We start from the raw sequence: 25,045 nt of genomic DNA on the forward strand, positions 1-25,045 counted from the left end.
CCCGACCACAAAAGCTACACACATCCATCACTATGTGACGCGACGGATGCACGACGACCGGCTTCTGAGGGGGACGCCGGGGTCGTGCGAGGGGGTGCGTCCGCTCCATGCGAGCCGTGCTCACCCCTGTCCGGGGAGGGGAACTTCACCGCATGAAGCGGACCATTCGCACCACCACGCTCACGGTGGGCGCGCTCATCGCCGCACTCGGCCTCCAGGCCGGACCGGCCCAGGCCGACGGCGGCACACCGCGTATCGACCTCAGAGTCCTGGTGGTGAGCGACGGCGGCCCGGCCACCGACGCCATCGCCGCCGAACTCAGCTCGGAGGGAACGCCGTTCACGAAGGTCGACCTGACCAGCGGCAGCCGCCCCACCATCGACGCCGGCTTCCTCGCCGACACCGTGAACGGCCGGGCCCGCGCCAAGTACCAGGCCGTCGTCCTGCCCAACGACAATCCGTTCGCCGCCGGCAGCGCCGAGATGAGCGCGCTCGCCGCCTACGAGCAGACGTACGGCATCCCGCAGGTCGACGCCTACACCTACGCCCGCCCCCAGGCCGGGCTCCAGGTCCCGACCACCGGCGGCTACTCCGGCAGCGTCGACGGCGTCCAGGCCCAGGTCACCGCGGCGGGCAAGGCCGGACCCTTCGACTACCTCAAGGGCGCCGTGCCCTTCGAGGACAACTCGCCGACCGTGGGCGAGAGTTACGCCTACCTGTCGACGCCCGCGCCCGGCGCGGACTTCACCCCGTACGTGCAGGCGATCATCCCGGGCACCACCACCCAGGGCTCGCTGGTCGGCGAGTACCGGCACGACGGGCGGCGCGAGCTGGTCATCACCTTCGTCTACAACCAGTACCAGCAGCAGTTCCGGCTGCTGGCCCGCGGCATCGTGGACTGGATGACCGGCGGGGTGCACCTCGGCGCCTCCCGCAACTACTTCGCCGTGCACGTGGACGACGTGTTCGCGGCCGACGACCGCTGGGACACCCAGCTCAACTGCACGCCCGGCGACGTCGACTGCACCAACAGCTCCGGCACGCCGAGCCCGATCCGGATGACCCCGGCGGACGTCGACTACGCCGCCGCCTGGGAGCAGAGCCACAACTTCACCCTCGACCTCGCCTTCAACGGCTCCGGCAGCGTCGATGAGCGCACGGACAACAACGGCGTCGACCAGCTCGCCGACAAGTTCATCGCCGACCGCAACAAGTTCCGCTGGATCAACCACACCTACACGCACGCCTTCCTCGGCTGCGAGCAGGACACCACCGTGGTGCCGTGGAAGTGCGAGACCAACGCCGACGGCAGCACCCAGTGGGTCGGCCGGCAGACCATCGACGACGAGATCACCAACAACCTCATTTGGGGCCTGACCAACGGACTGCCCGTGGACTCCACCGAGTTGGTCACCGGTGAGCACTCCGGGATGCGCATCCTGCCGCAGCAGCCCGCCGACAACCCCAACCTCGGCCCGGCGCTCACCGACACCGGCGTCAAGTGGCTCGGCGCGGACGCCTCCCGCGACCCCGCGCAGCGCCAGGTCGGCCCCGCCGCGACGGTCGCCCGCTACCCGATGAACGTCTTCTACAACGCGGGCAAGGCGTCCGAGGAGGCCGACGAGTACAACTGGCTCTACACCAGCCGCGCCCAGGGCGGCAGCGGGGTGTGCGAGGACAACCCCGCGACCACCACGTGCCTGCCCGCCCCGCTGGACACCGGCACCGGCTACCAGAACTACATCGTGCCGCTGGAGACCCGTATCGACCTCGGGCACGTGCTCTCCAACGACCCGAAGCCGCACTTCATCCACCAGTCCAACCTCACCGAGGACCGCATCGCCTACCCGGTCCTCAACGGTGTGCTCGACGGCTACACCAACCTGTTCGCCGCCAACACCCCGCTGGTGAACCTGCGGATGAAGGACATCGGCACCGAACTCCAGCGCCGCACCGCCTGGACCAACGCCCTGAACGCCGGCCAGGTCACCGCCTACCGCATCGGCAACACGGTCACCGTCCAGGCGCCCGGCGGCACCTTGACCAACGCCACCCTGCCCACCGGCAGCACCTACGGTCTCGGCGCCTTCGGCAGCCCCTACGGCGGTGAACTGTCCGGCTGGACCACCTCCCTCGGCCTCGCGCAGACCTTCACCCTGCCGGCCGCCGCGCCCGCCACCACCCCCGGCACCCACGGCCACACCCACCCGGCGGCCACCGCACCGGCCCCGCGCACCAGGCTCCCCAAGGGCGTCACCCGGCAGGTCCCGTACGCCCCGCGCCACCAGGTCAGGCACTCCTCGCAGCACTGAACGCGCACCGACCCAAGGGCCCGTCCGTCACCCTCGGACGGGCCCCGGCTCCCGGCCGCCCCGACGCGGCCGGGACCCGCACGACCACCCCACAACTCTGGCCGTGGAGCCCGATCGATGCACGTTCACCACGGTGCGCGCCGCCCCGGCGCGGCGCACGTCACCCTGCTCACCGAAGGCACCTACCCGCACAGCCACGGGGGCGTCAGCGTCTGGTGCGACCAGCTCGTCCAGGGCATGCCCGACCTGGACTTCGACGTCATCGCCGTCACCGGCACCGGACGCGAACCCGTCGTCTGGGACCTGCCCGCCCAGGTCGAGCAGGTGCTCTCCGTCCCCATGTGGGGCGAACCGCCCGAGGGCCGCGCGCCCCGGGGCCGCGCGCTCGCCCGGCTCACCGCCGCCTGGGAACGCTTCCTCACCGCGCTTCTCGACCCCTGCGCCGAGGACCAGTTCCCGCCCGCCCTGTACCTGCTGGCGCGAGCCGCCGCCGAGGGGACGCTGAGCCCGTTCCTGCGCGGCGACCGGGCCATCGCCCTGCTCGCCACCGTGTGGAACCGCCCGGGGCTCGCCGTGCGCGAGGCCCGGCCCACCCTGCACGACGCGGTCACCGCCACCGCCCTGCTGGAACACGCCCTGCGCCCGCTGGCCGCCCCCGCGCCCGCGCACGGTGTGGCGCACGCGGTCAGCGGGGGAGTGGCCGTACTGCCCGGACTCGCCGCCCTCGACCGGCACGGGGTCCCGCTGCTGCTCACCGAGCACGGCGTCTATCTGCGCGAGCGCTACCTCGGCTACCGCACCGCGCCCTACCGCTGGCCGGTGAAGGCCGTCGTCCTCGGCTTCTTCCGGCTGCTCGCCGAGGAGAGCTACCGCAAGGCCGCCCTGATCACCCCCGGCAACCGCTACAACCGGCTCTGGGAGGAACAGGGCGGCGCCGACCCGAAGGCCATCCGCACCGTCTACAACGGCGTGGACCCGGCCGCCTTCCCGCCCGCCGGGCCCGAACCGGGGACACCCACCCTGAGCTGGGCCGGCCGGGTCGACCCCATCAAGGACCTGGAGACGCTCATACGCGCGTTCTCCCTGGTCAGAGCCGAGATACCCGAGGCCCGGCTCCGGCTCTTCGGCGGCACGCCGCGCGGCGGCGAGGCGTACCGGGAGCGCTGTGCCGCACTGGCGGCCGAGCTGGGCCACGGCGACGCCGTCACCTTCGAGGGCCGCGTCGAGGACATCAAGGACGCCTACGCGGCCGGGAACGTGGTGATGCTCTCCAGCATCAGCGAGGGCTTCCCGTTCACCCTGATCGAGGCCATGTCCTGCGGCCGGGCCACCGTCTCCACCGATGTCGGCGGGGTGCGCGAGGCGGTGGGCGACACCGGCCTCGTCGTACCACCGCGCGACCCGGAGCGGATGGCCGCGGCCGCCCTGGAGCTGCTCCGCGACGGCGACCGGCGCGGGTCCATGGGGGAGGCCGCGCGGCTGCGGGTGATCGAGCAGTTCACCCTCCGCCAGACCATCGACACCTTCCGCTCGATATACCTCGAACCCCCCTACCACACACGGGACTTCATCAATCCGTCGCCGCCGGAGCGCGAGCCCGGGCGCCGGACCGCCGCGGGGAGCCTGGCCGGATGAGCGGACCCATGGCCCTGGAGCCCGGCGGCACCGAGCAGGACACCCTCGCCCTCCGGCTGGCCCGCCCCGACGACCGCACCCTGTCCCTGCGGCTGCCCGCCCTCGGCACCGACGAGGCGGCCGTCAGCCTGCTGGCCGCCGAACTCGCCGACCGCATCGGCCCCGCCGTCCACCCCTACGAGGTCGCCGCCCTGCTGGAGGCCGAGGGCCTCACCGCCGAGACGATCAAGGACCGGTACGGCCATCCGAACCTGTTCTCGCTGGCCACCGCCCTCTACGAACAGGTGCCCCGCACCTTCCCCGAGCCCGCGCCGGTCGCCGACCCCTGGCGTCCCGACCACGTCCGCTGCCTGCTGCGCGGGCTGCTCTTCGCCCTGCCGGGCCTCGCCTACCCGCTCACCGCACCCCTGTGGCACCCCGGCCGGCACGCCGCCGCGCTGATCCTCGCGGGGCTGATCTCCTGGGCCTGGGGCCAAGGGCTCGGCCACCGCGCCCATGTGCGCAAGGCGACCGGCCCCCGGGAGGCCGCCCGCACTCTGGCCGCGGGCGCGCCCCTGGGCGCCGCGCTCGCCACCGCGCTCGCCGCGCCGCTCACCGGCGGCGGCCCGGTCCTGCTCGCCGTCGCCGCCCAGTCGCTCTACCTCGCGGCCGCCGGCGTCCTGCTGGTCCTGGCCCGGGAGAAGACACTGCTCGCCGCGCTGAGCCCGCTGCTCGCCGGCGCCGCCTGCCTGCTCCGCTGGGACCCGGGGACCCTGGTCCGGCTCGGCCTCCCGCTGCTGGCGCTGCTCGCCACGCTCGCCGCCACCGCACACGCCCTGCGCGGCCTGCTCAGAAAGCCGGGCGCCGACGGCGGCAGGCGGCCCCCGCTGCGCTGGTCGCTGCCGTACGGCCTGTTCGGGCTCGCCGCCGGGCTGCTGGTGCTGCTCGAAGGGCGCCGGGAGCCGTACGCGGTGATCGTGCTGACCCTCAGCATGGGCCCCGCAGAATGGCTGCTCTACCGCTACCGGGGCCTGTCCGTCGCCGCCCTGCGCGCCACCGCCACCCCCGCCGGATTCCTGCTGCGCTCCGCCGGCGTCCTCGGCCTGTGCCTGCTCGGCTATCTGCTGCCGCTGCTCCCCGCCGCGTACCTCACCGGCGCCCCACCGGTCCCGCTGCTGCTGCTCGCGGCCACCCTGTGGACCGCGCTGCTCCTCCAGGCGTTCGGGACCGCCTGGCCGCCCGCCGTGATCTGCCTGGCCGCCGCGGGCACGGCCGGCGCGGTCACCGCGCTGCGCCTGCCACCCGGCCCCGCCGCCCTGCCGCTCGCCTGCGCGGCCGCCGTGCCGTGTCTGCTGGCGTGCGCGCTGCGGCTGCTCGGCCGCCCGGCCCGGCACGCCTGAACCAGCACCTTCTTCTTCCTCGACTCACTGGAAGGACCCACCAGTTGACCTCCCAACCGCTCGCCGCCGTCACCGGCGCCGAGGGCTTCATCGGCTCCCACCTCACCGAGGCCCTGGTCGCCTCCGGGCACCGGGTGCGGGCCATGGCCCAGTACAACTCCTTCTCCTCCTACGGCTGGCTGGAGACCCTCGCCCCGGACGTCCTGGACCAGGTGGAGATCGTCCTCGGCGACGTCCGCGACCCCGGCTCCGTGCGCGGCCTGCTCGAAGGCGCGGACGTGGCCTACCACCTGGCCGCCCTGATCGCGATCCCGTACTCCTACCAGGCGCCCCACAGCTATGTGGAGACCAACGTCACCGGCACTCTCAACGTGCTCGAAGCGGTCCGCGCCCTCGGCACCCCCCGCCTGGTGCACACCTCCACCAGCGAGACCTACGGCACCGCGCAGACCGTGCCGATCACCGAGGACCACCCGATCAACACCCAGTCCCCGTACGCCGCTTCGAAGGCCGGCGGGGACCGGCTCGCCGACAGCTACCACGCCAGCTTCGGCACCCCGGTGGTCACCCTGCGGCCGTTCAACACCTTCGGACCGCGCCAGTCGATGCGCGCCGTCATCCCCACCGTCATCGGGCAGGTCGCGGCGGGGGAGCGGACCATCACCCTCGGCGATCTGCGGCCCACCCGCGACTTCCTGTTCGTCAAGGACACCGCGCGGGCCTTCCTCGCCGTGGGCGGCGCCCCCGCCGAGCAGGTCGTCGGGCGCACCTTCAACGCCGGTACCGGCGAGGAGATCTCGGTCGGCGACCTCGTCGCCCTGGTCGGCAAGGTCATGGACACCGCCCTCGACATCCGCGCCGACCCCGCGCGCATCCGGCCCGCGAACTCCGAGGTGATGCGGCTGGTCGCCGACGCCGGCCGGCTCGCCGCCGCCACCGGCTGGGCACCCGCGCACACCCTGGAACAAGGACTCGCGCACACCGTGGAGTTCTTCCGCGACCCGGCCAACCTGGCCCGCTACAAGACCGGCATCTACAACATCTGACCCGTCCGGCACGTCACGGCGACTTCCAAGGAGGCACCCCATGCACGCAGTGATCCTGGCGGGAGGCAAGGGCGTCCGGCTGCGGCCCTACACCACCGCGCTGCCCAAACCGCTCGTGCCCATCGGCGACCAGCACGCCATCCTGGAGATCGTGCTGCGCCAGCTGTCCTCGGCCGGCTTCACCCGCTGCACCCTCGCCATCGGCCACCTCGGCGAGATCATCCGCGCCTACGTCGGCGACGGCTCCCAGTGGGGCATGAACGTCGACTACGCCACCGAGGAGAGCCCGCTCGGCACCATGGGCCCCCTGCTCAACCTGAAGGACCGGCTGCCCGAGGACTTCCTCGTGATGAACGGCGACATCCTCACCGACCTCGACTACGCGGACGTGCTGCGCGGCCACCGCGCGTCCGGCGCGCCGCTCACCATCGCCACCTACGCCCGCAAGGTGCACATCGACTTCGGCGTGCTCACCACCGACGCCAGCAAGGTCGTCGCGTTCACCGAGAAACCCAGCATGGACTACCGGGTCTCCATGGGCGTCTACGGACTCTCCCGCGCCACCCTCGACGGCTACACCCCGGGCCTGCCGCTCGGCTTCGACGAACTCGTCCTCGACCTGCTCAGAGCCCAGAACCCGCCGCACGCCTACGAGTTCGACGGATACTGGCTGGACATAGGGCGTCCCGACGACTACGACCGTGCCAACGCCGAGTTCACCAGCCGCAAGTCCCTGCTGCTCAAGGGAGCCTGAGTCCCGCATGCGCATTCTCGTCCTGGGCGGCACCGGATATCTGGGCCGCCGGGTGACCGAGCGGGTGCGCGCCCTCCCGGGCGCGCACCTGCTCGCCGGGGGCCGCACCGGCGCCGAGTACACCGTCGACCTCGCCGCCGACCCGACCGAGCGGCTGGCCAAGACCCTGGCGGCGGCCGCGCCCGACGCCGTGGTCAACTGCGCGGGTGCCACCGGCGGCGACCCGGTGACCCTCGCGGAGGTCAACGCCCGGGGGCCGGCCGTGCTCTGCGCCGCGCTGCGCGAGGCGGCTCCCGCGGCCCGCCTGGTCCACCTCGGCTCCGCCGCCGAGTACGGGCCCGGCACCCCGTGCGCGGCGGTCACCGAGTCGGCGCCCGCCCGCCCCGTCACCCCTTACGGCGCCACCAAGCTCGCCGGCACCCTCGCGGTGACCTCGGCCGGGCTGGACGCGGTGGTGCTGCGGATCGGCAACCCGGTCGGGCCCGGGGCACCTCCGGCGAGCCTGCCCGGCCGGATGGCCGCGCTGCTGCGGGCGGCCGGCTCCGATCCCGGGGCCGTGCTGCGGCTCGGCGATCTGTCGGCCTACCGTGACTTCGTGGACGTCCGCGACGTGGCCCGGGCCGTCGCCCTCGCCGTCACCGCGCCCGGACCGCTGCCGCCCGTGCTCAACATCGGCGGCGGCGGGGCCGTACCGGTGCGCGACCTGGTGCAGGGGCTCGCCCGACTCGCCGGATTCCGCGGGACGCTGGCGGAGGACGGGGACGGCTCGGCCCGCTCCGCCCAGGTGTCCTGGCAGTGCTCGGACATCGGCGCCGCGGAACGCGCGCTCGGCTGGCGCCCGGCCCACGGCCTGGACGACGCCCTCGCCGCGCTGTGGGCGGCGACGCCATGAGCCTGCTGATACCGCTGTACGTGCACCCGGCGCAGGACCCCGGCGCCTGGCACCGGCTGATCACGGCGGCCGCCCGCACCTGGGCCGTGGTCCTGAACCCCGCGAGCGGGCCCGGCACCGAGCCCGACCCCGCCTACACGGCGGCGGCGCGGGCGCTGCGCACGGCGGGCGCCCGGCTGCTCGGCTATGTCGACACCGACTACGGGACGCGGGACCGGGCGGCGGTCACCGAGGACGCGCGCCGCCACCGGCTCTGGTACGGCACCGACGGCTGCTTCCTCGACCGGGCCACCGCGACCGCCGAGGGCCTGCCCGACTGCCGCCGGCTGGTCCGGGAACTGCGGCGGCTCGGCACCGGCACGGTGGTGCTCAACCCCGGCGTCCACCCGGCGCCGGGGTACGCCCGGCTCGCCGACCTGACCGTCACGTTCGAGGGACACTGGTCGACCTACGTCTCCGCGTTCACCCGGCCGTCCTGGGCCGCGCGTCAACCACCCGACCGGATCTGTCATCTGGTGTACGGCGTCCCCGCCGCCCTGGTCCCGCTCGCCGTGCGCACCGCGCGGGAGCGGGGCGCCGGGGTGTGCGGGCCGGTGACCGGCGAAGGGCCGAACCCCTGGGCGGGGTTGAGTCCCGCCCTGGAGTTCTCGGACGGTGTGCGAGGCTGAGCGCGATCAGCTCGCTCACACCGGGGAGACCCCTCTCATGGCCGTCATCCACCACACGACCCTCACCCCCTCCAAGGTCGAACTGCTCGCCGACTGGCTGCCCACCCGCCCGTGGTACCGCGGCGGTTCCGGCACACCCGTCCTGGAGAAGACCGGCGGCTTCCGGCTGGACGACCCCGGGGGCGAGGTCGGCATCGAGATCATCATCGCCACCGACACCACGAGCCCCGAGCGGACCACGTACCTGGTGCCGCTGAGCTACCGGGGCGCGCCGCTCGAGGGCGCCGAGCACGCGCTCGTCGGCACGATGGAGCACGGCGTCCTGGGCAAGCGCTGGGCGTACGACGGCATGCGCGATCCGGTGCTGGTCACCGAGCTGCTGCGGCTCGTCGCGGGCGAGGCGCAGGCCATGGCGCAGAGCGTCACCGACTCCCCCGACCACGAGGTGACGCACGCCTACACGGGCCTCCCGTTCACCCCGGCGTCCTTCACCCCGACCCCGGCCGACGACGCGGACGGCACCCACCTGCCCACCCCGCACGGCACGGCCCTGCGGCTGCACCGCGTCCTCACCCCGGCCGACGAGAACCCCCCGGTCCCGGCGACGCCCTCCCTCGGCCATGTCTCCACGGGCTGGCCCACGCCGTCGGGCGACCGCCTGCGCGCCGTGATCCTGACCGTGCGCCAGCACTGACCGCGGCGGGCCGCCCGGTCACCGTACGGCCGCCGGCGGGCGGTGACCGGAGCGGCCCAACTGCTCTGATCCGGGCCTCGGTTGCCGTCCGCCGACCCGGCATCCCCACTTTTCCCACGCCGAACCGGCAGAGCCGTCTGGCATGGACGGGTCAAATCTGGCACTCTTTCGGGCAGTCGTCGCCCCGACCCCAGCGGGGGAGGCGACCGGTTCCTCAGCACCGTGCTCGCGCAAGCCCCGTACGCGACCGCCCCGGCGCATCCCAGCCGGCCGGGCGGCCGTCGAGCAGGCCGGGACCCCGGCCGCCCCGAAGGAGTAGCGTGTGAGACCCACCCCCCACAAGGCCGCAGGCGTTGCCGCGCTGACCGCCGCCGCACTGGCCGCCTTCTTCCTCCCCGCCGTACCCGCCGCCGCGCACACCGCGCCCGCGCGGGCGGCCGCCGACTGCACGCCCGCCCAGGTGGTCACCGACGGCGGGTTCGAGAACGGGAGTCCGGCGTGGACCCCGTCCACGTCGACCGTGATCACCAGCCGCACCGGGCAGAGCCCCCACGGCGGCAGCTCGTACGCCTGGCTGGACGGCACCGGGAAGACCCGTACCGACAGCCTCACCCAGAGCGTCACCGTCCCCAGCGGGTGCGCCACCGCCACCCTCAGCTTCTACCTGCACATCGACACCGCCGAGACGACGTCGAGCACCGCCTACGACAAGCTGACCGCCAAGTTCGGCAGCACCACGCTGGCCAGTTGGTCCAACCTCGACAAGAACACCGGCTATGTGCAGAAGTCGTTCGACGTGTCGTCCTTCGCCGGGCAGACGGTGAACCTCACCTTCACCGGCACCGAGGACTCCAGCCTCCAGACCAGCTTCGTCCTGGACGACATCGCCCTCGACACCTCCGGCGGCACCGCGCCCCCGGCCACCGACACCACCCGCACCCCCGCCGCGCCCGGCTACACCGTGAACCTCAGCAGCGACACGAGCGGCACCGCCTGGACCGGGCACGAGAGCGCGACCTTCACCAACGCCTCCGCCACCGCGCTGAACGAGGTCTATCTGCGGCTGTGGGACAACTACCACGGCACCTGCTCCGCGATGCCCATCAAGGTCACCAACGTCACCGGCGGCACCGCGGGCGACCTCTCCGTGGCCTGCACCGCGCTGAAGATCACCCTGCCGGCCCCGCTCGCCCAGGGACAGAGCGCCACCATCGGCTTCGACCTCGGCATCACCGTGCCCAGCGGCGTCGACCGCTTCGGCCACGACGGCGCGTACAGCTTCATCGGCAACGCGCTGCCCGTCCTCGCGATCCGCGACGGCGCGGGCTGGCACCTGGACCCGTACACGAACAACGGCGAGGCGTTCTACTCGCTGGCCGCCGACTTCAAGGTCACCCTCGACCACCCGACCAGCCTGCTGGTCCCGGCCACCGGCACCTCCACCGACACCCCCGGCACCAGCGGTCGTACGATCACCACGGCCACCGCCTCCAAGGTCCGCGACTTCGCCTGGGCCGCCGGGCCCTTCAGCAAGATCTCCGGAACCTCGCCGGCCGGCGTCGCCGTGAACGTCTACTCGGTGTCCGGCATCAGCTCCTCCAGCGCCCAGTCGATGCTCAGCACCGCCAAGTCCGCCGTCGACACCCACGCCGGCCGCTTCGGGGCCTACCCGTACGGCGAGCTGGACGCGGTCCTCGACAACAACTACTGGTTCGGCGGAATGGAGTACCCCGGCTTCGTCCTCGACCTGGTCAGCAGCACCGCGCTCACCCATGAGATCGCCCACCAGTGGTGGTACGGCATCGTCGGCGACGACGAGTACAACAACCCCTGGCTGGACGAGTCGTTCGCCGACTACTCGACCGACCTCGCCCAGGGCATCACCGGCGCGGGCTGCTGGAACAGCGTCTCCTGGGCCTCCAGCACGGAGAAGATCACCAACTCGATGGCGTACTGGGACGCCCACTCCTCCCGCTACTCCACCGTGGTCTACGGCTACGGCAAGTGCGCCCTGCACGACCTCCAGCGCGTCCTCGGCGACACCGCCATGGCCAAGCTGCTGAAGGACTACGCGAGCGCGCACTGGTACGGCGTCTCCACCACGGCCGAGTTCAAGGCCGCTGCCCAGGCCGCCACCAGCACCGATCTGACCTCCTTCTGGACCCAGCACCGCATCGACGGCTGACGGACCCCGGCCGGTCGCGGGCCCCCGAACGGGGGTCCGCGACCGGCCGCCGGGCCACCCGGATGGACCAAATCGGCCGGTGGCCGCCTTCGTTGGGCGCAGCCCGGCGTGCGGTGCGGCCCGATGCCGGGTCAGATGGAAGCCGTGCGAAGCTCGAGAGCTCTTTCCCGCGGCCGCTCACGCCTGACCGTCACCGGCGTGCTGACCGGCATTCTGCTCACCCTGTCCGTCCCGGCGGCCGTGCCACAGAGCGGCGCCGTGATCCCCGAGCGGGGCAGCGCCTACATGGGCATGGGCGTGCTCGCCCACGACGGTGTCGTCCCCGCCCCCACCGCCGACTCGCTCTCCGATTCCGACTCCCGCACCGGCCTGACCGAGGGCGTGGACGTCTCCAGCTACCAGCGCAACGTCGCCTGGCCGACCCTGTACGGCAGTGGGGTGCGCTGGGCGTACACCAAGGCCACGGAAGGAACCTCGTACAAGAACGCCTACTTCAACCAGCAGTACACCGGCTCCTACGACGTCGGCATCGTGCGCGGCGCGTACCACTTCGCGACCCCCGACAGCACCGGCGGCGCCGCCCAGGCGGACTACTTCGTGAACCACGGCGGCGGCTGGTCGGCGGACGGCAAGACGCTCCCCGGGGTGCTCGACATCGAGTGGAACCCGTACGGCGGCGACTGCTACGGCAAGTCCAAGAGCCAGATGGTCACCTGGATCCGTGATTTCCTCAACCGCTACAAGGCCCGTACCGGCCGCGCCGCGGTGATCTACACCGCCACCAACTGGTGGACCGCGTGCACCGGGAACTACAGCGGTTTCGGCGCGACCAACCCGCTGTGGATCGCCCGCTACGCGTCCACGGCGGGCACGCTGCCGGCCGGCTGGGCGTACTACACGATGTGGCAGTACACCTCCACCGGCAAGACCGTGGGCGACCACGACCGCTTCAACGGCGGCACGGCACAACTGAAGACCTTCGCCTCCCGCTGATCCGCCGACCCGTTGTCGGCGGGCCCCGTCACCCTGGGCCCGACGTGCCGCGCCGGCGGCCGTCGACCAGGGGGCCGGCGGCACCCGGTGCGCAGCCCGGCCGGCCGGTTCACCTTCGCCGTCCGCGAGGTGCTGCCGGCCACCCACGCCTTCCGCTCCGCCATCGCCCCCGCCCTGAACCCCGTCGAACGGGCGGGGGCCCGCGGCCTGCTGGAACTCCTCGATCGCCGGGAGCGGGGCGCCGAGTAGGCTCGACGCGTGGCACGTGTCGAGATCCTCCAGCTCCTTGTCTCCCCGGTCCACCGGCTCGCCGGCCGGCCGGGCGACGGCGTGCCCGAGCTGCCGGCCGAGGAACTGGTGGAGAGCGTGCGGGTGCGCGCGGGCCTCGGCATCGTCGGCGACCGTTATTTCAACCACCCGGCCCATCGCAACGCCTCCCTCACCCTCATGGCCGCCGAACGGCTCCCGCGCACGGGCCCGCCGGAACCGGGCCTGCTGCTCACCCGGCGCAACGTCCTGCTGCGCGGCGTCGACATCGACGGCCACATCGGCGCGACCGTCTTCCTCGACTGCGACGCCGGCCGGGTGGAGCTGGAGGTGCGCGGTGCGGCGCGGCCCTGTGCCTGGATGGACGTCACCCTCGGACCCGGCGCCCAGCGGGCGCTGCGCGGGGGCGGGGGAGTGCGGTGCCGCCCGGTGAGTGACGGGGTGCTCGCGGTGGGGGCCGCCGAGTTCGGCGTGCTGCGGGCCGCGGGCGCCTGACCGACGAGGAGGCGGCGCCGCTCTTCTTCGAACGCCCCGCGGCGTCGGGCCAGCCGCCCGACGAGGTGGACGAGGCCGGCGAGGACGTTCGTCACTCGCACTCCGTGAGTATCACCCGGTCGGAGTAGCCGGAGCGGGCTGACGAGCGACGTCCACCTGTTCGAGCGAACAGGTGATCCGGTGTTCGGATCGCGCCGGAGCCACCGGAGCCACCGGACCCGGGCCGCTCAGGGCGGTACGGCCCGCACCGCCCGCAGCACCGCCCACACCACCGAGACCAGCGGAACCGCGACGATCGCGCCGATCACCCCCGCCACGATGCTGCCCGCGATCACCGACACGGCGACGACCAGCGGATGCAGCCGGACCGCCCAGCTCATCACCACGGGATGCAGCACATGCCCCTCCAGCTGGCCGATCACCACGATCAGCGCCAGCACGGCCAGGGCGGTCAGCGGCCCCCGCCCGGCCAGCGCGACCACCGTGGCGACCGCGAGCGCCACCGGCGAGCCCACCAGCGGCACGAACGCGGCGATGAACTCCAGCAGGGTCAGCGGCAGCGCCAGCGGCACCCGCAGCAACAGCAGCGCCACACCCACCAGGATGGCGTTGGTGGCGGCCACGATGATGATGCCGCGCGTGTACCCGGCGAAGGTCCGCCAGGCCGCCCGCCCCGCCCGGTCCCAGGCCGTACGCGCCCCGGCGGGCACCAGCTCCGCGCGCGCCCAGGCCCACAGCCGTTCCCCGGAGTGGATGAAGAACACCGAGGCGAACAGCGCCAGCGCCCCGCCGGTCACCAGCTCCACCACCCGGCCGAGACCGCTGACGGCGCTGCTGAGCAGGTTCGAGCGGTGCGCGGCGAGGTAGTTGGTGAATTGGCGTTCGAGCGCGGAGAGCCGGCCGGGGCTCAGCCGGAACGGCGGCCGCTGGAGCCATGCCTCGATCCGGTGCACCCCGCCGCGGAACTCGCCCGCGAGCCTCGGCGACTCGCCCGCCACCGCGTTGCCCACCAGCGCGAGCAGCGTGAGCAGCACCAGCAGGCTGCCGACGAGCGCGGCGGCGACGGCCAGCGGCCTGGGCAGGAACCGGTTCAGCAGATCGGCGAGCGGGCGCAGCACCGAGGTGATGACCAGCGCCAGGAACAGGGCGACGGCGATCAGCTGGAAGCTGCCGAGGACGATGAAGAAGCCGTAGACGACGATGCCGACGAGGATGAGCCGCCAGGCGTAGGCCGCGGCGACCCGCAGCCAGGGCACGGTGCGTTCGGTCACCGGCCTTGGCGGCTCGGGACGCGGGGAGGCCGCGAGCCGTACGGAGTACGCGGGCCGGCTGCCGAGCCCCGCCCGGCGCCCGCCGCCTTCCGGCCCGGCCGCCCGTCGCCGCGCATCGCCCACCGTCGCTCCCGTCCCACGCTCCTGGAAGCACCGTAGGCACACGCCCGGCGACCCGGCCCGTCCAGCGCCCGCGCCCGGGTCACCCCGCGCACACGAACGTGTCCGTCCGCCGGTTCCGGGGCGCCCCGGAACCGGCGGACGGCAGCCGCCGCGCGAGGTGACGCGCGTCCGCCAGGAGATGTGCCGGGGGCCGAGTGATGTGACAGTGGACGTGGGCCACGCGGCCCCGGTGCGGGTGGCGGTCACGGGACCTTCACAACTCTCCCCGGTGGGCGAGTTCGCGCCGGGGCACTCGCGGGGTGTCGTCGGCCAGGAGGTGTGCCTCCAGTGATCACCGTCGCGGTTCTGCTGCTCCCGGTTCTCAGCCTTCTGCTCTACGGTCTCGATCAGGTCGAGGACCGATGGGTGACCCGCCCCTCGAAGCCCCGCACCGCACGCGCCCGCCGCCACCGCCGGGCCAGATCCGAGCATCGCTGACCGCCTCCGGAGCCTCCCGCGCCCGCCGGGAGGGGCCGGGCCGGGGCGTCAGGAGACCACCTCGGGGGTAGACGCCAGCGGCAGGACGAACCGGCACGACGACAGGCGAGGTGTGCATGGCGGGAGAGTGGCTGGCGGCACCGTTGTGGGACATACACAACGGTCAGGGACCCAGGCAGCTGGCCGAACTGGGGCTCGCGCTGCTGCTGTCGACCCTGATCGGCTGGGAGCGCGCGGCCCAGCAGAAGAGCGCGGGCCTGCGCACCCACACGCTGGTCGGCATCGCCAGCGCGCTGATGATGGAGGTCTCCCAGCACGGGTTCACCGCGGTGCTCGGCCTGGAGCACGTCTCCTTCGACCCCTCCCGCGTCGCCGCCCAGATCGTCTCCGGCATCGGCTTCATCGGCGGTGGCCTGATCTTCGTACGGCGGGACGCGGTACGCGGCCTGACGACCGCCGCGACCGTCTGGCTGACCTGCGCCGTCGGCATGGCCTGCGGCGGCGGGCTGCCCGTGCTGGCGCTGGCGGTGACGGCGCTGCACTTCCTGGTGGTGCGCGGCTACTCCTACTTCTCCGGCCGGCTGGTCCCCGGCACGACCGCCGCCGCCTTCGAGGCCCGGCTGACCTACCGCACCGGCACCGCGCTGCTGCCCCGCCTGATGGAGACCTGCACCCGGATGGGCTTTCGCATCGTGCAGGTCAAGCTCGAACGGCTGCCCGGCCGTACGGAGGACGCGGCCCGCGTCCTCCTCGCGCTGGAGGGCACCCAGGACCCGGCCCGGCTGACCACCGAACTGTTCCAGGACGACGGCGTGCTCGACATCGAGCTGATCCCGGCCTCCGACGAGGAGTGAGCCGCCCGCCCACGCGGTCCGGATGGCGCAAGGGCGCCGCGCGGCGGGGGTGAATCCCCGTGGCGGTCCGTCGCGGGGCGTGCCGCAGGGGTGAGCATGCCGCGTCATGGACATCCTGCTCGTGGCCAGCGCGTTCAACAGCCTCTGCCAGCGTGTGTACGCCGAACTGTCCGACCGGGGGCACCGGGTGGACGTCGTCCTGGCGTCCCGGGGCGAGGAGCCGGTGCGGGCCGCCGTACGGGAGTCGGTCCCGGATCTGGTGATCGCCCCGATGCTCACGACCCCCCTGCCCGAGGACGTGTGGCGGGAGCACACCTGTCTGATCGTGCATCCGGGACCGCCCGGCGACCGGGGGCCCGCCGCGCTGGACTGGGCCGTCGCGGAGCGGGCCCCGCACTGGGGCGTCACCGTGCTCCAGGCGGAGGCCGGAATGGACGCGGGGCCCGTCTGGGCGGCCGAGCCGTTCCCCGTGGCGCCGGTCGGCAAGAGCGACCTGTATCGCAACGAGGCCGCCGACGCCGCCGTCACCGCCGTCCTGACGGCCGTACGGCACCACGAGGAGGGCGCGTTCAAGCCCCGCCCGCAGAGCGACCCCTCGATCGACGTCGTCCGGCGGGGCCCCTTCCGCCAGGAGCGGCGCCGCATCGACTGGGCGGCCGACGACACCGCCACCGTGCTGCGCAAGCTGCGCGGCGCCGACTCCCGGCCCGGCGTCCTCGACGAACTCCTCGGCCGGGAGCTGTTCCTGCACGGCGGCCACCCCGAGGACGAGCTGCGCGGCCGCCCCGGCGACCTGCTGGCCCGGCGCGCGGGCGCGGTCTGCCGGGCCACCCGGGACGGCGCGGTCTGGATCCCGGAACTGCGCCCGCGCAAGAACTCCGGCGACCCGGCGGCCTTCCGCAGACCCGCCGCCCACGTCGTCGCCGCCCTCGAACCTGCCCTCGAACTCCCGGACATCCCGGCCCCGTTGGAGCTGCCCCAGGCCCGGTGCACGTACACCGACATCCGCTACCGGCAGCGCGGCGACGTCGGCCTGCTGAGCTTCTCCTTCCCCGGCGGCGCGATGAGCACCGACCAGTGCCGCCGGCTGCTCGCCGCCTACGAGCACGCCCTCACCCGCCCCACCCGGGTCCTGGTGCTCGGCGGCCCGCGCGACTTCTTCTCCAACGGCATCCATCTCCACGTCATCGAGGCGGCCCAGGACCCGGGGCGGGAGTCCTGGGTCAACCTCAACGCGCTGGACGACCTGGTGGAGGCGGTCCTGCGCACCACCGACCGGCTGGTGGTGGCCGCGCTGGCCGGCAACGCGGCCGCGGGCGGCGCGCTGCTCGCCCTCGCCGCCGACGAGGTCTGGTGCCGCACCGGCACCGTCCTCAACCCGCACTACCGGCGCATGGGCCTGTACGGCTCCGAGTTCTGGACGTACACCCTGCCCCGCCGCGTCGGCCCGGACGAGGCCCGCCGGCTGACCGAGGAGGCGCTGCCGGTGAGCGCGGCGCGCGCCGAGCGGACCGGCCTGGCGGACCGGCTCGTACCGGCCGCGCCCGGGGAGTTCGCCCCGGCGGTGGAACGGCTCGCGGCCACCCTCGCCGCCGCCCCCGGCCTGGACCGCCGTATCGCCGCGAAGGCGGCCGCCCGCGCCGCCGACGAACGGCAGCGGCCCCTCGCCACCTACCGGCGGGCCGAACTGACCCGTATGCACGCCCTGTTCTTCGACCCGCACGCGCCGTACCACGCCCTGCGGTCCGCCTTCGTCCGCAAGGCGCCGGCGGGCTCACCCCGGCCACTGGCCGCACCGGCCGATACACGGCAGCCGCCCACCGGTCGCACCGACCCCGCCGAAGCCGGAGCCCTCCGATGACCGCCCCCCTCCTCGTCGCCGGTGTCGGCAACATCTTCCTCGCCGACGACGCCTTCGGGCCCGAGGTGATCCGCGCCCTCGAACAGCGGCCGCTGCCCCCAGAGGCGCGGGTCCACGACTACGGCATCCGCGGCCTGGACCTCGCCTACGACCTGCTCGGCGGCTGCGCCACCGCCGTGCTCGTGGACGCCGCCCGGCGCGGGCTGCGGCCGGGGACGCTCTCCCTGATCGAGGCCGAACCACCCGACGGCACCGTCCCGCCGGAGGCGCACGGCATGGATCCGGCGAAGGTGCTGGCCCTGGCCACCCACCTGGGCGAGGAGCCGCTGCCCCGGGTGCTGGTGCTGGCCTGCGAACCGGAGGTGCTGCCCGCCGGGGACGAGGACATCATGCCCGGGCTCGGCGCGGCCGTGCGGGCCGCCGTCGAACCCGCCGTCACCGCGCTGCACGCGCTCGTCCCGCTGCTGCTGGCCGACCCGGCCGCACCGGCCGCCGCGTTGGGCCGCTCGATGGAAAACGGCCCGGCGCATCCGGCTGCGCTGCCCGCCCGAGCGCCCGCGACGGCCGAAGATCGATGACACCCGGGCCGCGGCCCGGGCCCCAGCCGCCGAACCCGAGGAGCAGCGCCCATGTGCCGGTCCGACGACGTCCGACAGGCCGTCCTGGCGAAGAACGACGACCTCGCCGCGCGTCTGCGCGAGGAACTGGCGGAGCAGGGGGTGGCCGTCGTCAACCTGCTGTCCAGCCCGGGCAGCGGCAAGACCGAGCTCCTCGGCCGGATGCTCGCCGACGCGGTGGCGCGGGGCGTGCCCGTGGCCGCGCTCACCGCCGACCTGGCCACCGAGAACGACGCCACCCGCCTCGCCCGCTCCGGCGCCCCCGTCCAGCAGGTCCTCACCGACGGCCTGTGCCACCTGGAGGCCCGCCAGGTGCGCGCACGGCTCACGGGCTGGCTGCCCGAGGACACCTCGGTGCTCTTCGTGGAGAACGTCGGCAACCTGGTCTGCCCTGCCTCCTACGACCTCGGCGAGACCCTGCGGATCGTGCTGATGGCGGTCACCGAGGGCGAGGACAAGCCGCTGAAGTACCCGACCGCGTTCGGCTCCGCCCATGTCGTCGTCATCACCAAGACCGACCTCGCCGAGGCCGCCGGCTTCGACGAGAGCACGTTCCGCGCGAACGTCCAGCGGGTCAACCCGGGCGTGGAGATCGTACGGTCCTGCGCCCGCACCGGGGACGGCGTCGGCACCCTCCTCGACCACGCCCTCGCCGCCCGCGACGGCGCCCCCGCGCACCGGCCGCCGCTCGCCCCGCACCCGCACGGCCACGACCACGCGCACGGCCACGACCACGCGCACGGCCACGGACACCACCACGCGCACGAACATCCCCACCAGCACACCGAGTCCGCGCCCGTCGCATGACCGCTCCCGCGACCGGTCCGGTCCGTCGCCGGCTCACCGTGCACGGCACCGTGCAGGGGGTGGGCTTCCGGCCGTATGTGCACCGCCTGGCCGCCGAGACGGGCCTGGCCGGGTTCGTCGGCAACACCGGCGACGGCGTGCTGATCGAGGTCGAGGGCCCGGCGGCGGAGGTGGCCCGGTTCTGCGACCTGCTGGCCCACCGGCCCCCGCCGCTGGCCACGGTGACCCGCGTCGCCCACGAGGAACTGCCCGCCACCGGAGCCGCCGGACCCTTCGCGATCCGCTCCACCGAACGGGCGAGCGGCCGCACCCAGCTCCCGCCCGACACCGCGACCTGCGCCGACTGCCTGCGCGAACTCGCCGACCCGGGAGACCGCAGACACCGGCACCCGTTCGTCACCTGCACCCACTGCGGCCCCCGCTTCACCATCGCCACCGGCATGCCGTACGACCGGGCGGCCACCACCATGGCCGGCTTCCCGATGTGCCCCGACTGCGCCCGGGAGTACGGCGATCCCGCCGACCGGCGCTTCCACGCCCAGCCCGTCGCCTGCCCCGGCTGCGGCCCCCGCCTCACCCTGACGGGCCCCGGCGTCCGCCCGGCGCGGGACGCGGACGCGCTCGCGGCGGCCCGTCAACTGCTCGCCGCCGGACGGATCGTGGCCGTCAAGGGGCTCGGCGGCTACCACCTGGCCTGCGACGCCACCGACCCGCGGGCCGTCGCCACGCTGCGCGAGCGCAAGGAGCGCGGCGGCAAGGCGTTCGCCGTGATGTGCGCCGATCTCCCGGCCGCCGAGGGGCTCGCGGTCCTGACCCCGGCCGAGCGCGCCGCCCTGACCGGGCCCCGCCGCCCCATCGTGCTGGTGCGCCGCCGCACCCCCGCCGGGGACCTCGCCGACCAGGTCTGCCCGGGCAGCCCGCACCTCGGGATCATGCTGCCCTACACCCCCGTGCACACCCTGCTGTTCGGACTGCCCGGCGATCCGCCGGGGCCCCGGGCGCTGGTCATGACCAGCGGCAACCGCTCCGGCGAACCCATCGTCACCGACGACACCGAGGCCCGCGCCCGGCTCGCCGGACTCGCCGACGCCTGGCTCGCCCACGACCGGCCCATCGCCGCGCCCTGCGACGACTCCCTGCTGCGGGTGCGCCCCGACGGCACCGAACAGGTGCTGCGCCGCTCGCGCGGCTACGTCCCGCGCCCTGTGCGGCTGCCGGTCCCGGTGCGGCCCGCGCTCGCGGTCGGCGGCGACCTGAAGAACGTGCCCTGCCTCGGCGAGGGCGACCTCGCCTGGTTCGGGCCGCACATCGGCGACATGGGCGACCTGGCCACCCTGGACGCCGCCCGGCGGGCCGAACGGCAGCTGAGCCGGCTCACCCACATCACCCCCGGGCTGATCGCCGCCGACCGGCACCCCGGGTACCACTCCACCGGCTGGGCCCGCAGACGCGCGGGCGCCCGGCTCCCGCTGCGGCTCGTCCAGCACCACCACGCCCATATCGCCTCCGCCATGGCCGAACACGGCCTCGACGGCACCACCCCGGTCATCGGGGTCGCCTTCGACGGCACCGGATACGGCGACGACGGCACCGTGTGGGGCGGCGAGATCCTGCTCGCCGACTACACCGGCTACCGCCGCTTCGCCCACCTGGCCCCCGCCCCGCTGCCCGGCGGCGACGCGGGCGTGGCCAACCCTTGTCGGCTGGCCCTGGCCCGGCTGTGGGCCGCGGGCCTGCCCTGGGACCCCGAACTGCCCAGCGTCACCGCCTGCTCCCCGAGCGAACTCACCCTCCTGCGCCAGCAGTTGGACCGCCGGGTAGCCTGCGTGCCCACCTCCAGCATGGGCCGCCTCTTCGACGCCGTCGCCTCCCTCGCGGGCGTGTGCCACCGCGCCGGATACGAGGCACAGGCCGCGCTGGAGCTGGAGGCCGCGGCCCTCGACGCACGGGGCGCGGACGCGGTGGCGTACCCCTTCGGCCTCACCGGCGGCGCCACCCTCGCCTGCGACCCCGCGCCGATGCTGCGCGCGCTGCTCGCCGACCGCCGCCGGCGCACCCCGGCCCCGGTCCTCGCGGCCCGCTTCCACCGGGGCGTGGCCCGCGCCGTCACCGAGATCTGCCGCCGGGCCCGCGGCGCGACCGGCCTCGGCACAGTCGCCCTCACCGGCGGGGTGTTCGCCAACGCCCTGCTGGAGGAGACGTGCACGACCCTGCTGCGTGCCGACGGCTTCAGGGTCCTGCGGCACGGCGAAGTACCCCCGAACGACGGCGGGCTGGCGCTCGGCCAGCTGATGGCCGCGGCCACCGCACCCCACCACGAGACGGAGTGAGCCATGTGTCTGGCAGTGCCCGGCAAGGTCGTGTCCATCGACCACCAGGCCGACCCCCTCACCGGCCTGATCGACTTCGGCGGCGTCCAGAAGCAGGCATGCCTGGAGTACCTGCCCGATGTACGGGTCGGCGAGTACGTGATCGTGCACGTCGGCTTCGCGCTCCAGCGCCTCGACGAGGAGTCGGCCCGCGCCTCCTTGGAGCTCTTCGATCAACTCGGGCTGCTGGACGAGGAGTTCGGCGATGCCTGGGAGCAGGCGGCCCGCCAGGAGAACGAGAGTGAGGCCCGGTGAAGTACATCGAGGAGTTCCACGACCCCGAGCGCGCCCGCCGGCTGCTGGACGAGATCCACGCCACGGCCACCCGCCCCTGGGCCCTGATGGAGGTCTGCGGCGGCCAGACCCACTCCATCATCCGGCACGGCATCGACCAACTCCTGCCGGAGAATGTCGAGTTGATCCACGGACCCGGCTGCCCGGTGTGCGTCACCCCGCTGGACGTCATCGACAAGGCCCTGGACATCGCCGCCCGCCCCGAGGTGATCTTCTGCTCCTTCGGGGACATGCTGCGGGTGCCCGGCACCGACCGCGACCTGTTCCGGGTCAAGGGCGAGGGCGGCGACGTACGCGTGGTGTACTCCCCGCTGGACGCGCTCGAGATCGCCCGCAAGAACCCCGGCCGGCAGGTGGTGTTCTTCGCCATCGGCTTCGAGACCACCGCCCCCGCCAACGCCATGGCCGTCCACCAGGCCCGCCGCCTGGGCCTCGGCAACTTCAGCCTGCTGGTCTCCCATGTCCGGGTCCCCCCGGCCATCGAGGCGATCATGACCGCGCCCAGCTGCCGGGTGCAGGGCTTCCTCGCCGCCGGACACGTGTGCAGCGTGATGGGCACCGCCGAGTACCCGGACCTCGCGAAGAAGCACCGCGTCCCCGTCGTCGTCACCGGCTTCGAACCCCTCGACATCCTGGAGGGCATCCGGCGCGCCGTGCGCCAGCTGGAGCGCGGCGAGCACCGGGTGGAGAACGCCTATCCGCGGGCCGTGCGCGAGCAGGGCAACCCGGCCGCCCTGCGCATGCTGGAGGAGGTCTTCGAGGTCGCCGACCGCAACTGGCGGGGCATCGGCCCGATCCCGGCCAGCGGCTGGCGGCTGACCGACGCCTTTCGCGAACACGACGCCGAGCACCGCTTCGACGTCTCCGGCATCCGCACCGAGGAACCGGCCGTGTGCCGGGCCGGCGAGGTCCTCCAGGGCCTGATCAAGCCGACCGAGTGCGAGGCGTTCGGCACGGCCTGCACCCCGCGCACCCCGCTCGGCGCCACCATGGTCTCCAATGAGGGCGCCTGCGCCGCCTACTACCTCTACCGCCGTATGAACGCCCCGGCACCGCAGGGATCGCGCATCCCGCGGGAGGAGATGAACCCCGTTGGCTGACCTCGCCACCCCCGCCGCCGCGACCGCCACCCCCGAGTCCGCCGTCGACCCGGCGAACTGGACCTGCCCCGCCCCGCTGCGCGACCAGCCGGTCGTCGTCATGGGCCACGGCGGCGGCGGTGCGCTCTCCGCCGAGCTGATCGAGCAGGTCTTCGCCCCGGCCTACGGCAACCCGCTCCTCGCCGGCCTCGCCGACTCCGCCGTGTTCGACCTCGGCGGCGCCCGTCTCGCCTTCTCCACCGACTCCTACGTCGTACGGCCCCTGTTCTTTCCCGGCGGCAGCCTCGGCGACCTCGCCGTCAACGGCACCGTCAACGACCTCGCGATGAGCGGCGCCCGGCCCGCCTTCCTCTCCACCGCCTTCGTCCTGGAGGAGGGCGTGGAACTGGCCGTGGTCGGGCGGATCGCGCGCGCGATCGGCGCCGCCGCGCGGGCCGCGGACGTCACCGTGGCCACCGGCGACACCAAGGTGGTGGAGTCCGGGCACGGCGACGGCGTCTACGTCACCACCGCTGGTGTCGGCCTGGTCCCCGAGGGTGTCGACATCCGCCCCCAGCGTGCCCGGCCCGGCGACGCGGTGATCGTCAGCGGGCCGCTCGGACAGCACGGCGTGGCCGTCATGAGCGTGCGCGAGGGCCTGGAGTTCGGCGTCGGGATCACCTCCGACACCGCCCCGCTGGCCGGTCTGGTCGCGGCCATGCTGGCGGTCACCAAGGACCTGCACGTCCTGCGCGACCCCACCCGGGGCGGCCTCGGCGCCTCCCTGAACGAGATCGCCCGCGCCTCCGGCACCGGTGTGCGGCTGCGCGACCGGGCGATCCCGGTCCCCGAGGAGGTCGCGAACGCCTGCGGCTTCCTGGGCCTGGACCCGCTGTACGTCGCCAACGAGGGCCGGCTCGTCGCCTTCGTACCGCCCGAGCACGCCGAGGCGGTGCTCGCCGCCATGCACGCCCACCCGCAGGGCACCGGCGCGGCGCTGATCGGCGAGTGCGTGGCCGACCATCCGGGCATGGTCGTCGTCGCCACCGGCCTCGGCGGCACCCGGGTCGTGGACCTGCCGCTGGGCGAGCAGCTGCCCCGGATCTGCTGACCGGGAGCGGTACGGAAAGGGTCCGGCCCCCGCCGTCCTCGGCGGGGGCCGGACCTCTTGCCACGGGGCGGCTTCCTACGTATCGACGCCCGTGATCTCCAGCTCGCGTCCGCTGCGCAGCTCCTGGGAGGGGCGGTCGCAGTGCGGGCACCAGAAGAACGGCGGCATGCCCACCGCGAACTCCTCGGCGCACCCGTCGCACCACGCCAGCGCGGGCACCGGCTCCACCACGAGCCGGGCGTCCGCGAGCGCCGTACCGTCGCGGGCCACCTCGAAGGCGAAGTCCAGCGCGTCGGGCACCACCCCGGACAGCTCGCCGACACGGACGGTCACCGCGGACACCCGGTCCGCACCGTCCGCGCGGGCGATCTCCTCGGCCTGCTCCACGATCGCCGACGCGATCGACAGTTCGTGCACGGCCGCCTCAGGGGTAGCGCCGGTTCGCGCCCGGCCCGCCGGTCATCCGGAAGATCCGCAACTCCCTCATGATGCCCGGGAGTTCCTTGATGACCAGGACGGTGATCACACCGCCGGCCAGCCCGGCCTGGAGCAGCAGCAGCTGCCGTCCGGAGATCCCCGATCGCGTGCGTCTTCTGCGTCTGCACTCGCTCATGTCGGTCACTTTCCGTTCTCTCAGCCGGGCGAGATGTTCGGCATGCTCTCGCCCAGGGCGTCATGCCGCTTCCAGTGGATACCGGTGGAGCGGCGCGCGTCGGAGCTGCCGTCCCGGTGGTGTCCGGTCTGCTCCTGGTACGGGCCCTTGTTGCCCTGGTGCAGTCCGGGAACATGGCTCGGGGTGTCGGGCTTCGCCTCCGGGCGGCCCACTCGGATGGTGCCCATGTCCGCTCTCCTTCCAGGCCGT

At 73.9% G+C, this 25,045-nt stretch carries 24 protein-coding genes; 20 read left to right on the top strand and 4 right to left on the bottom strand.

What is annotated here, in order from left to right; genetic code table 11:
- Positions 1–152: 152 nt before the first annotated feature.
- The 12 genes from GHR20_RS33245 (at position 153) to GHR20_RS33300 (ending at position 13,320) form a co-directional block, all read left to right on the top strand.
- The gene (locus tag GHR20_RS33245; protein WP_153815296.1) at positions 153–2,312 is read left to right on the top strand and encodes a hypothetical protein; all 2,160 of its coding nucleotides are present in this window, start codon (positions 153–155) and stop codon (positions 2,310–2,312) included.
- Between the two features lie 117 nt (positions 2,313–2,429).
- Positions 2,430–3,947, top strand: coding sequence for a GT4 family glycosyltransferase PelF (pelF, locus tag GHR20_RS33250; RefSeq protein ID WP_153815297.1), 1,518 nt, complete (start codon positions 2,430–2,432; stop codon positions 3,945–3,947).
- A complete protein-coding gene (locus GHR20_RS33255) occupies positions 3,944–5,326 on the top strand; it encodes a hypothetical protein (protein WP_153815298.1) in 1,383 nt (460 codons plus the stop codon). Before pelF ends, GHR20_RS33255 begins: the two co-directional genes overlap by 4 nt.
- 44 nt (positions 5,327–5,370) lie before the next feature.
- Positions 5,371–6,372 carry a GDP-mannose 4,6-dehydratase gene (locus GHR20_RS33260; RefSeq protein ID WP_153815299.1) on the top strand — a complete coding sequence of 334 codons (1,002 nt, stop codon included), beginning with the start codon at positions 5,371–5,373 and terminating at the stop codon, positions 6,370–6,372.
- Between the two features lie 40 nt (positions 6,373–6,412).
- A complete protein-coding gene (locus GHR20_RS33265) occupies positions 6,413–7,126 on the top strand; it encodes a nucleotidyltransferase family protein (protein ID WP_111582657.1) in 714 nt (237 codons plus the stop codon).
- Between the two features lie 7 nt (positions 7,127–7,133).
- On the top strand, positions 7,134–8,018 hold the full coding sequence (locus GHR20_RS33270; protein ID WP_153815300.1) for an NAD-dependent epimerase/dehydratase family protein: 885 nt from the start codon (positions 7,134–7,136) through the stop codon (positions 8,016–8,018).
- Positions 8,015–8,686: a spherulation-specific family 4 protein gene (locus tag GHR20_RS33275; protein ID WP_153815301.1), complete on the top strand. Its 672-nt coding sequence runs from the start codon at positions 8,015–8,017 to the stop codon at positions 8,684–8,686. The genes GHR20_RS33270 and GHR20_RS33275 overlap by 4 nt, the downstream gene beginning before the upstream one ends.
- 37 nt (positions 8,687–8,723) lie before the next feature.
- The gene (locus GHR20_RS33280; RefSeq protein WP_153815302.1) at positions 8,724–9,380 is read left to right on the top strand and encodes a 1,4-alpha-glucan branching protein; all 657 of its coding nucleotides are present in this window, start codon (positions 8,724–8,726) and stop codon (positions 9,378–9,380) included.
- A gap of 322 nt (positions 9,381–9,702) precedes the next feature.
- A complete protein-coding gene (locus GHR20_RS33285) occupies positions 9,703–11,565 on the top strand; it encodes a M1 family metallopeptidase (RefSeq protein ID WP_111582660.1) in 1,863 nt (620 codons plus the stop codon).
- Between the two features lie 135 nt (positions 11,566–11,700).
- Entirely contained in the window at positions 11,701–12,558 is an 858-nt protein-coding gene (locus GHR20_RS33290; RefSeq protein ID WP_153815303.1) for a lysozyme, read from the top strand.
- An 87-nt stretch (positions 12,559–12,645) separates the two neighbouring features.
- Positions 12,646–12,807, top strand: coding sequence for a hypothetical protein (locus GHR20_RS33295; protein ID WP_153815304.1), 162 nt, complete (start codon positions 12,646–12,648; stop codon positions 12,805–12,807).
- 9 nt (positions 12,808–12,816) lie between these two features.
- Positions 12,817–13,320, top strand: coding sequence for a molybdenum cofactor biosysynthesis protein (locus GHR20_RS33300; RefSeq protein ID WP_153815305.1), 504 nt, complete (start codon positions 12,817–12,819; stop codon positions 13,318–13,320).
- Between the two features lie 227 nt (positions 13,321–13,547).
- On the opposite strand, the gene GHR20_RS33305 is transcribed toward GHR20_RS33300, so the two are convergent.
- Complete coding sequence (locus tag GHR20_RS33305) at positions 13,548–14,591, bottom strand: AI-2E family transporter (RefSeq protein ID WP_241670813.1); 1,044 nt, start codon at positions 14,589–14,591, stop codon at positions 13,548–13,550.
- 716 nt (positions 14,592–15,307) lie between these two features.
- Here GHR20_RS33305 and GHR20_RS33310 point away from each other — a divergent pair.
- The 8 genes from GHR20_RS33310 to hypE all read left to right on the top strand — a co-directional run bounded on the left by GHR20_RS33310 (position 15,308) and on the right by hypE (position 24,183).
- Positions 15,308–16,045 carry an MgtC/SapB family protein gene (locus GHR20_RS33310; protein ID WP_148025841.1) on the top strand — a complete coding sequence of 246 codons (738 nt, stop codon included), beginning with the start codon at positions 15,308–15,310 and terminating at the stop codon, positions 16,043–16,045.
- A 106-nt stretch (positions 16,046–16,151) separates the two neighbouring features.
- Positions 16,152–17,906: a hydrogenase maturation protein gene (locus GHR20_RS33315; RefSeq protein WP_153815306.1), complete on the top strand. Its 1,755-nt coding sequence runs from the start codon at positions 16,152–16,154 to the stop codon at positions 17,904–17,906.
- Positions 17,903–18,484, top strand: coding sequence for a hydrogenase maturation protease (locus GHR20_RS33320; protein WP_148025839.1), 582 nt, complete (start codon positions 17,903–17,905; stop codon positions 18,482–18,484). Before GHR20_RS33315 ends, GHR20_RS33320 begins: the two co-directional genes overlap by 4 nt.
- A 51-nt stretch (positions 18,485–18,535) precedes the next feature.
- A complete protein-coding gene (gene hypB / locus GHR20_RS33325) occupies positions 18,536–19,330 on the top strand; it encodes a hydrogenase nickel incorporation protein HypB (RefSeq protein WP_148025838.1) in 795 nt (264 codons plus the stop codon).
- Positions 19,327–21,660: a carbamoyltransferase HypF gene (gene hypF / locus GHR20_RS33330; RefSeq protein ID WP_153815307.1), complete on the top strand. Its 2,334-nt coding sequence runs from the start codon at positions 19,327–19,329 to the stop codon at positions 21,658–21,660. The genes hypB and hypF overlap by 4 nt, the downstream gene beginning before the upstream one ends.
- Positions 21,661–21,663: 3 nt before the next feature.
- A complete protein-coding gene (locus GHR20_RS33335; protein ID WP_111582669.1) occupies positions 21,664–21,954 on the top strand; it encodes a HypC/HybG/HupF family hydrogenase formation chaperone in 291 nt (96 codons plus the stop codon).
- Entirely contained in the window at positions 21,951–23,093 is a 1,143-nt protein-coding gene (gene hypD, locus GHR20_RS33340; protein ID WP_153815308.1) for a hydrogenase formation protein HypD, read from the top strand. The genes GHR20_RS33335 and hypD overlap by 4 nt, the downstream gene beginning before the upstream one ends.
- A 100-nt stretch (positions 23,094–23,193) precedes the next feature.
- Positions 23,194–24,183 (top strand): hydrogenase expression/formation protein HypE, encoded by a 990-nt coding sequence (hypE, locus tag GHR20_RS33345; protein WP_243878420.1) that lies wholly within the window; start codon positions 23,194–23,196, stop codon positions 24,181–24,183.
- Positions 24,184–24,258: 75 nt separating this feature from the next.
- Here the strand turns inward: hypE and hypA are convergent, their stop codons facing one another.
- From hypA to GHR20_RS33360, 3 genes are read right to left on the bottom strand one after another with little or no spacing between them, the layout of a single operon-like run.
- Complete coding sequence (gene hypA, locus GHR20_RS33350) at positions 24,259–24,600, bottom strand: hydrogenase maturation nickel metallochaperone HypA (RefSeq protein ID WP_111582672.1); 342 nt, start codon at positions 24,598–24,600, stop codon at positions 24,259–24,261.
- Positions 24,601–24,607: 7 nt separating this feature from the next.
- Positions 24,608–24,796: a hypothetical protein gene (locus tag GHR20_RS33355; protein WP_111583010.1), complete on the bottom strand. Its 189-nt coding sequence runs from the start codon at positions 24,794–24,796 to the stop codon at positions 24,608–24,610.
- Positions 24,797–24,816: 20 nt separating this feature from the next.
- Positions 24,817–25,023, bottom strand: coding sequence for a hypothetical protein (locus GHR20_RS33360; protein WP_037653844.1), 207 nt, complete (start codon positions 25,021–25,023; stop codon positions 24,817–24,819).
- Between the last annotated feature and the right edge of the window lie 22 nt (positions 25,024–25,045).

Origin of the sequence: Streptomyces sp. SUK 48, assembly GCF_009650765.1 — a bacterium.
In the GTDB taxonomy this organism is placed as follows: Bacteria; Actinomycetota; Actinomycetes; order Streptomycetales; family Streptomycetaceae; genus Streptomyces.

Coding starts and splice junctions, on each gene's coding strand:
- GHR20_RS33245 (WP_153815296.1), top strand. CDS start 153: ATGAAGCGGACCATTCGCACCACCACGCTCACGGTGGGCGCGCTCATC.
- pelF (WP_153815297.1), top strand. CDS start 2,430: ATGCACGTTCACCACGGTGCGCGCCGCCCCGGCGCGGCGCACGTCACC.
- GHR20_RS33255 (WP_153815298.1), top strand. CDS start 3,944: ATGAGCGGACCCATGGCCCTGGAGCCCGGCGGCACCGAGCAGGACACC.
- GHR20_RS33265 (WP_111582657.1), top strand. CDS start 6,413: ATGCACGCAGTGATCCTGGCGGGAGGCAAGGGCGTCCGGCTGCGGCCC.
- GHR20_RS33270 (WP_153815300.1), top strand. CDS start 7,134: ATGCGCATTCTCGTCCTGGGCGGCACCGGATATCTGGGCCGCCGGGTG.
- GHR20_RS33275 (WP_153815301.1), top strand. CDS start 8,015: ATGAGCCTGCTGATACCGCTGTACGTGCACCCGGCGCAGGACCCCGGC.
- GHR20_RS33280 (WP_153815302.1), top strand. CDS start 8,724: ATGGCCGTCATCCACCACACGACCCTCACCCCCTCCAAGGTCGAACTG.
- GHR20_RS33290 (WP_153815303.1), top strand. CDS start 11,701: ATGGAAGCCGTGCGAAGCTCGAGAGCTCTTTCCCGCGGCCGCTCACGC.
- GHR20_RS33310 (WP_148025841.1), top strand. CDS start 15,308: ATGGCGGGAGAGTGGCTGGCGGCACCGTTGTGGGACATACACAACGGT.
- GHR20_RS33315 (WP_153815306.1), top strand. CDS start 16,152: ATGGACATCCTGCTCGTGGCCAGCGCGTTCAACAGCCTCTGCCAGCGT.
- GHR20_RS33320 (WP_148025839.1), top strand. CDS start 17,903: ATGACCGCCCCCCTCCTCGTCGCCGGTGTCGGCAACATCTTCCTCGCC.
- hypB (WP_148025838.1), top strand. CDS start 18,536: ATGTGCCGGTCCGACGACGTCCGACAGGCCGTCCTGGCGAAGAACGAC.
- hypF (WP_153815307.1), top strand. CDS start 19,327: ATGACCGCTCCCGCGACCGGTCCGGTCCGTCGCCGGCTCACCGTGCAC.
- GHR20_RS33335 (WP_111582669.1), top strand. CDS start 21,664: ATGTGTCTGGCAGTGCCCGGCAAGGTCGTGTCCATCGACCACCAGGCC.
- hypE (WP_243878420.1), top strand. CDS start 23,194: ATGGGCCACGGCGGCGGCGGTGCGCTCTCCGCCGAGCTGATCGAGCAG.
- GHR20_RS33355 (WP_111583010.1), bottom strand. CDS start 24,796: ATGAGCGAGTGCAGACGCAGAAGACGCACGCGATCGGGGATCTCCGGA.
- GHR20_RS33360 (WP_037653844.1), bottom strand. CDS start 25,023: ATGGGCACCATCCGAGTGGGCCGCCCGGAGGCGAAGCCCGACACCCCG.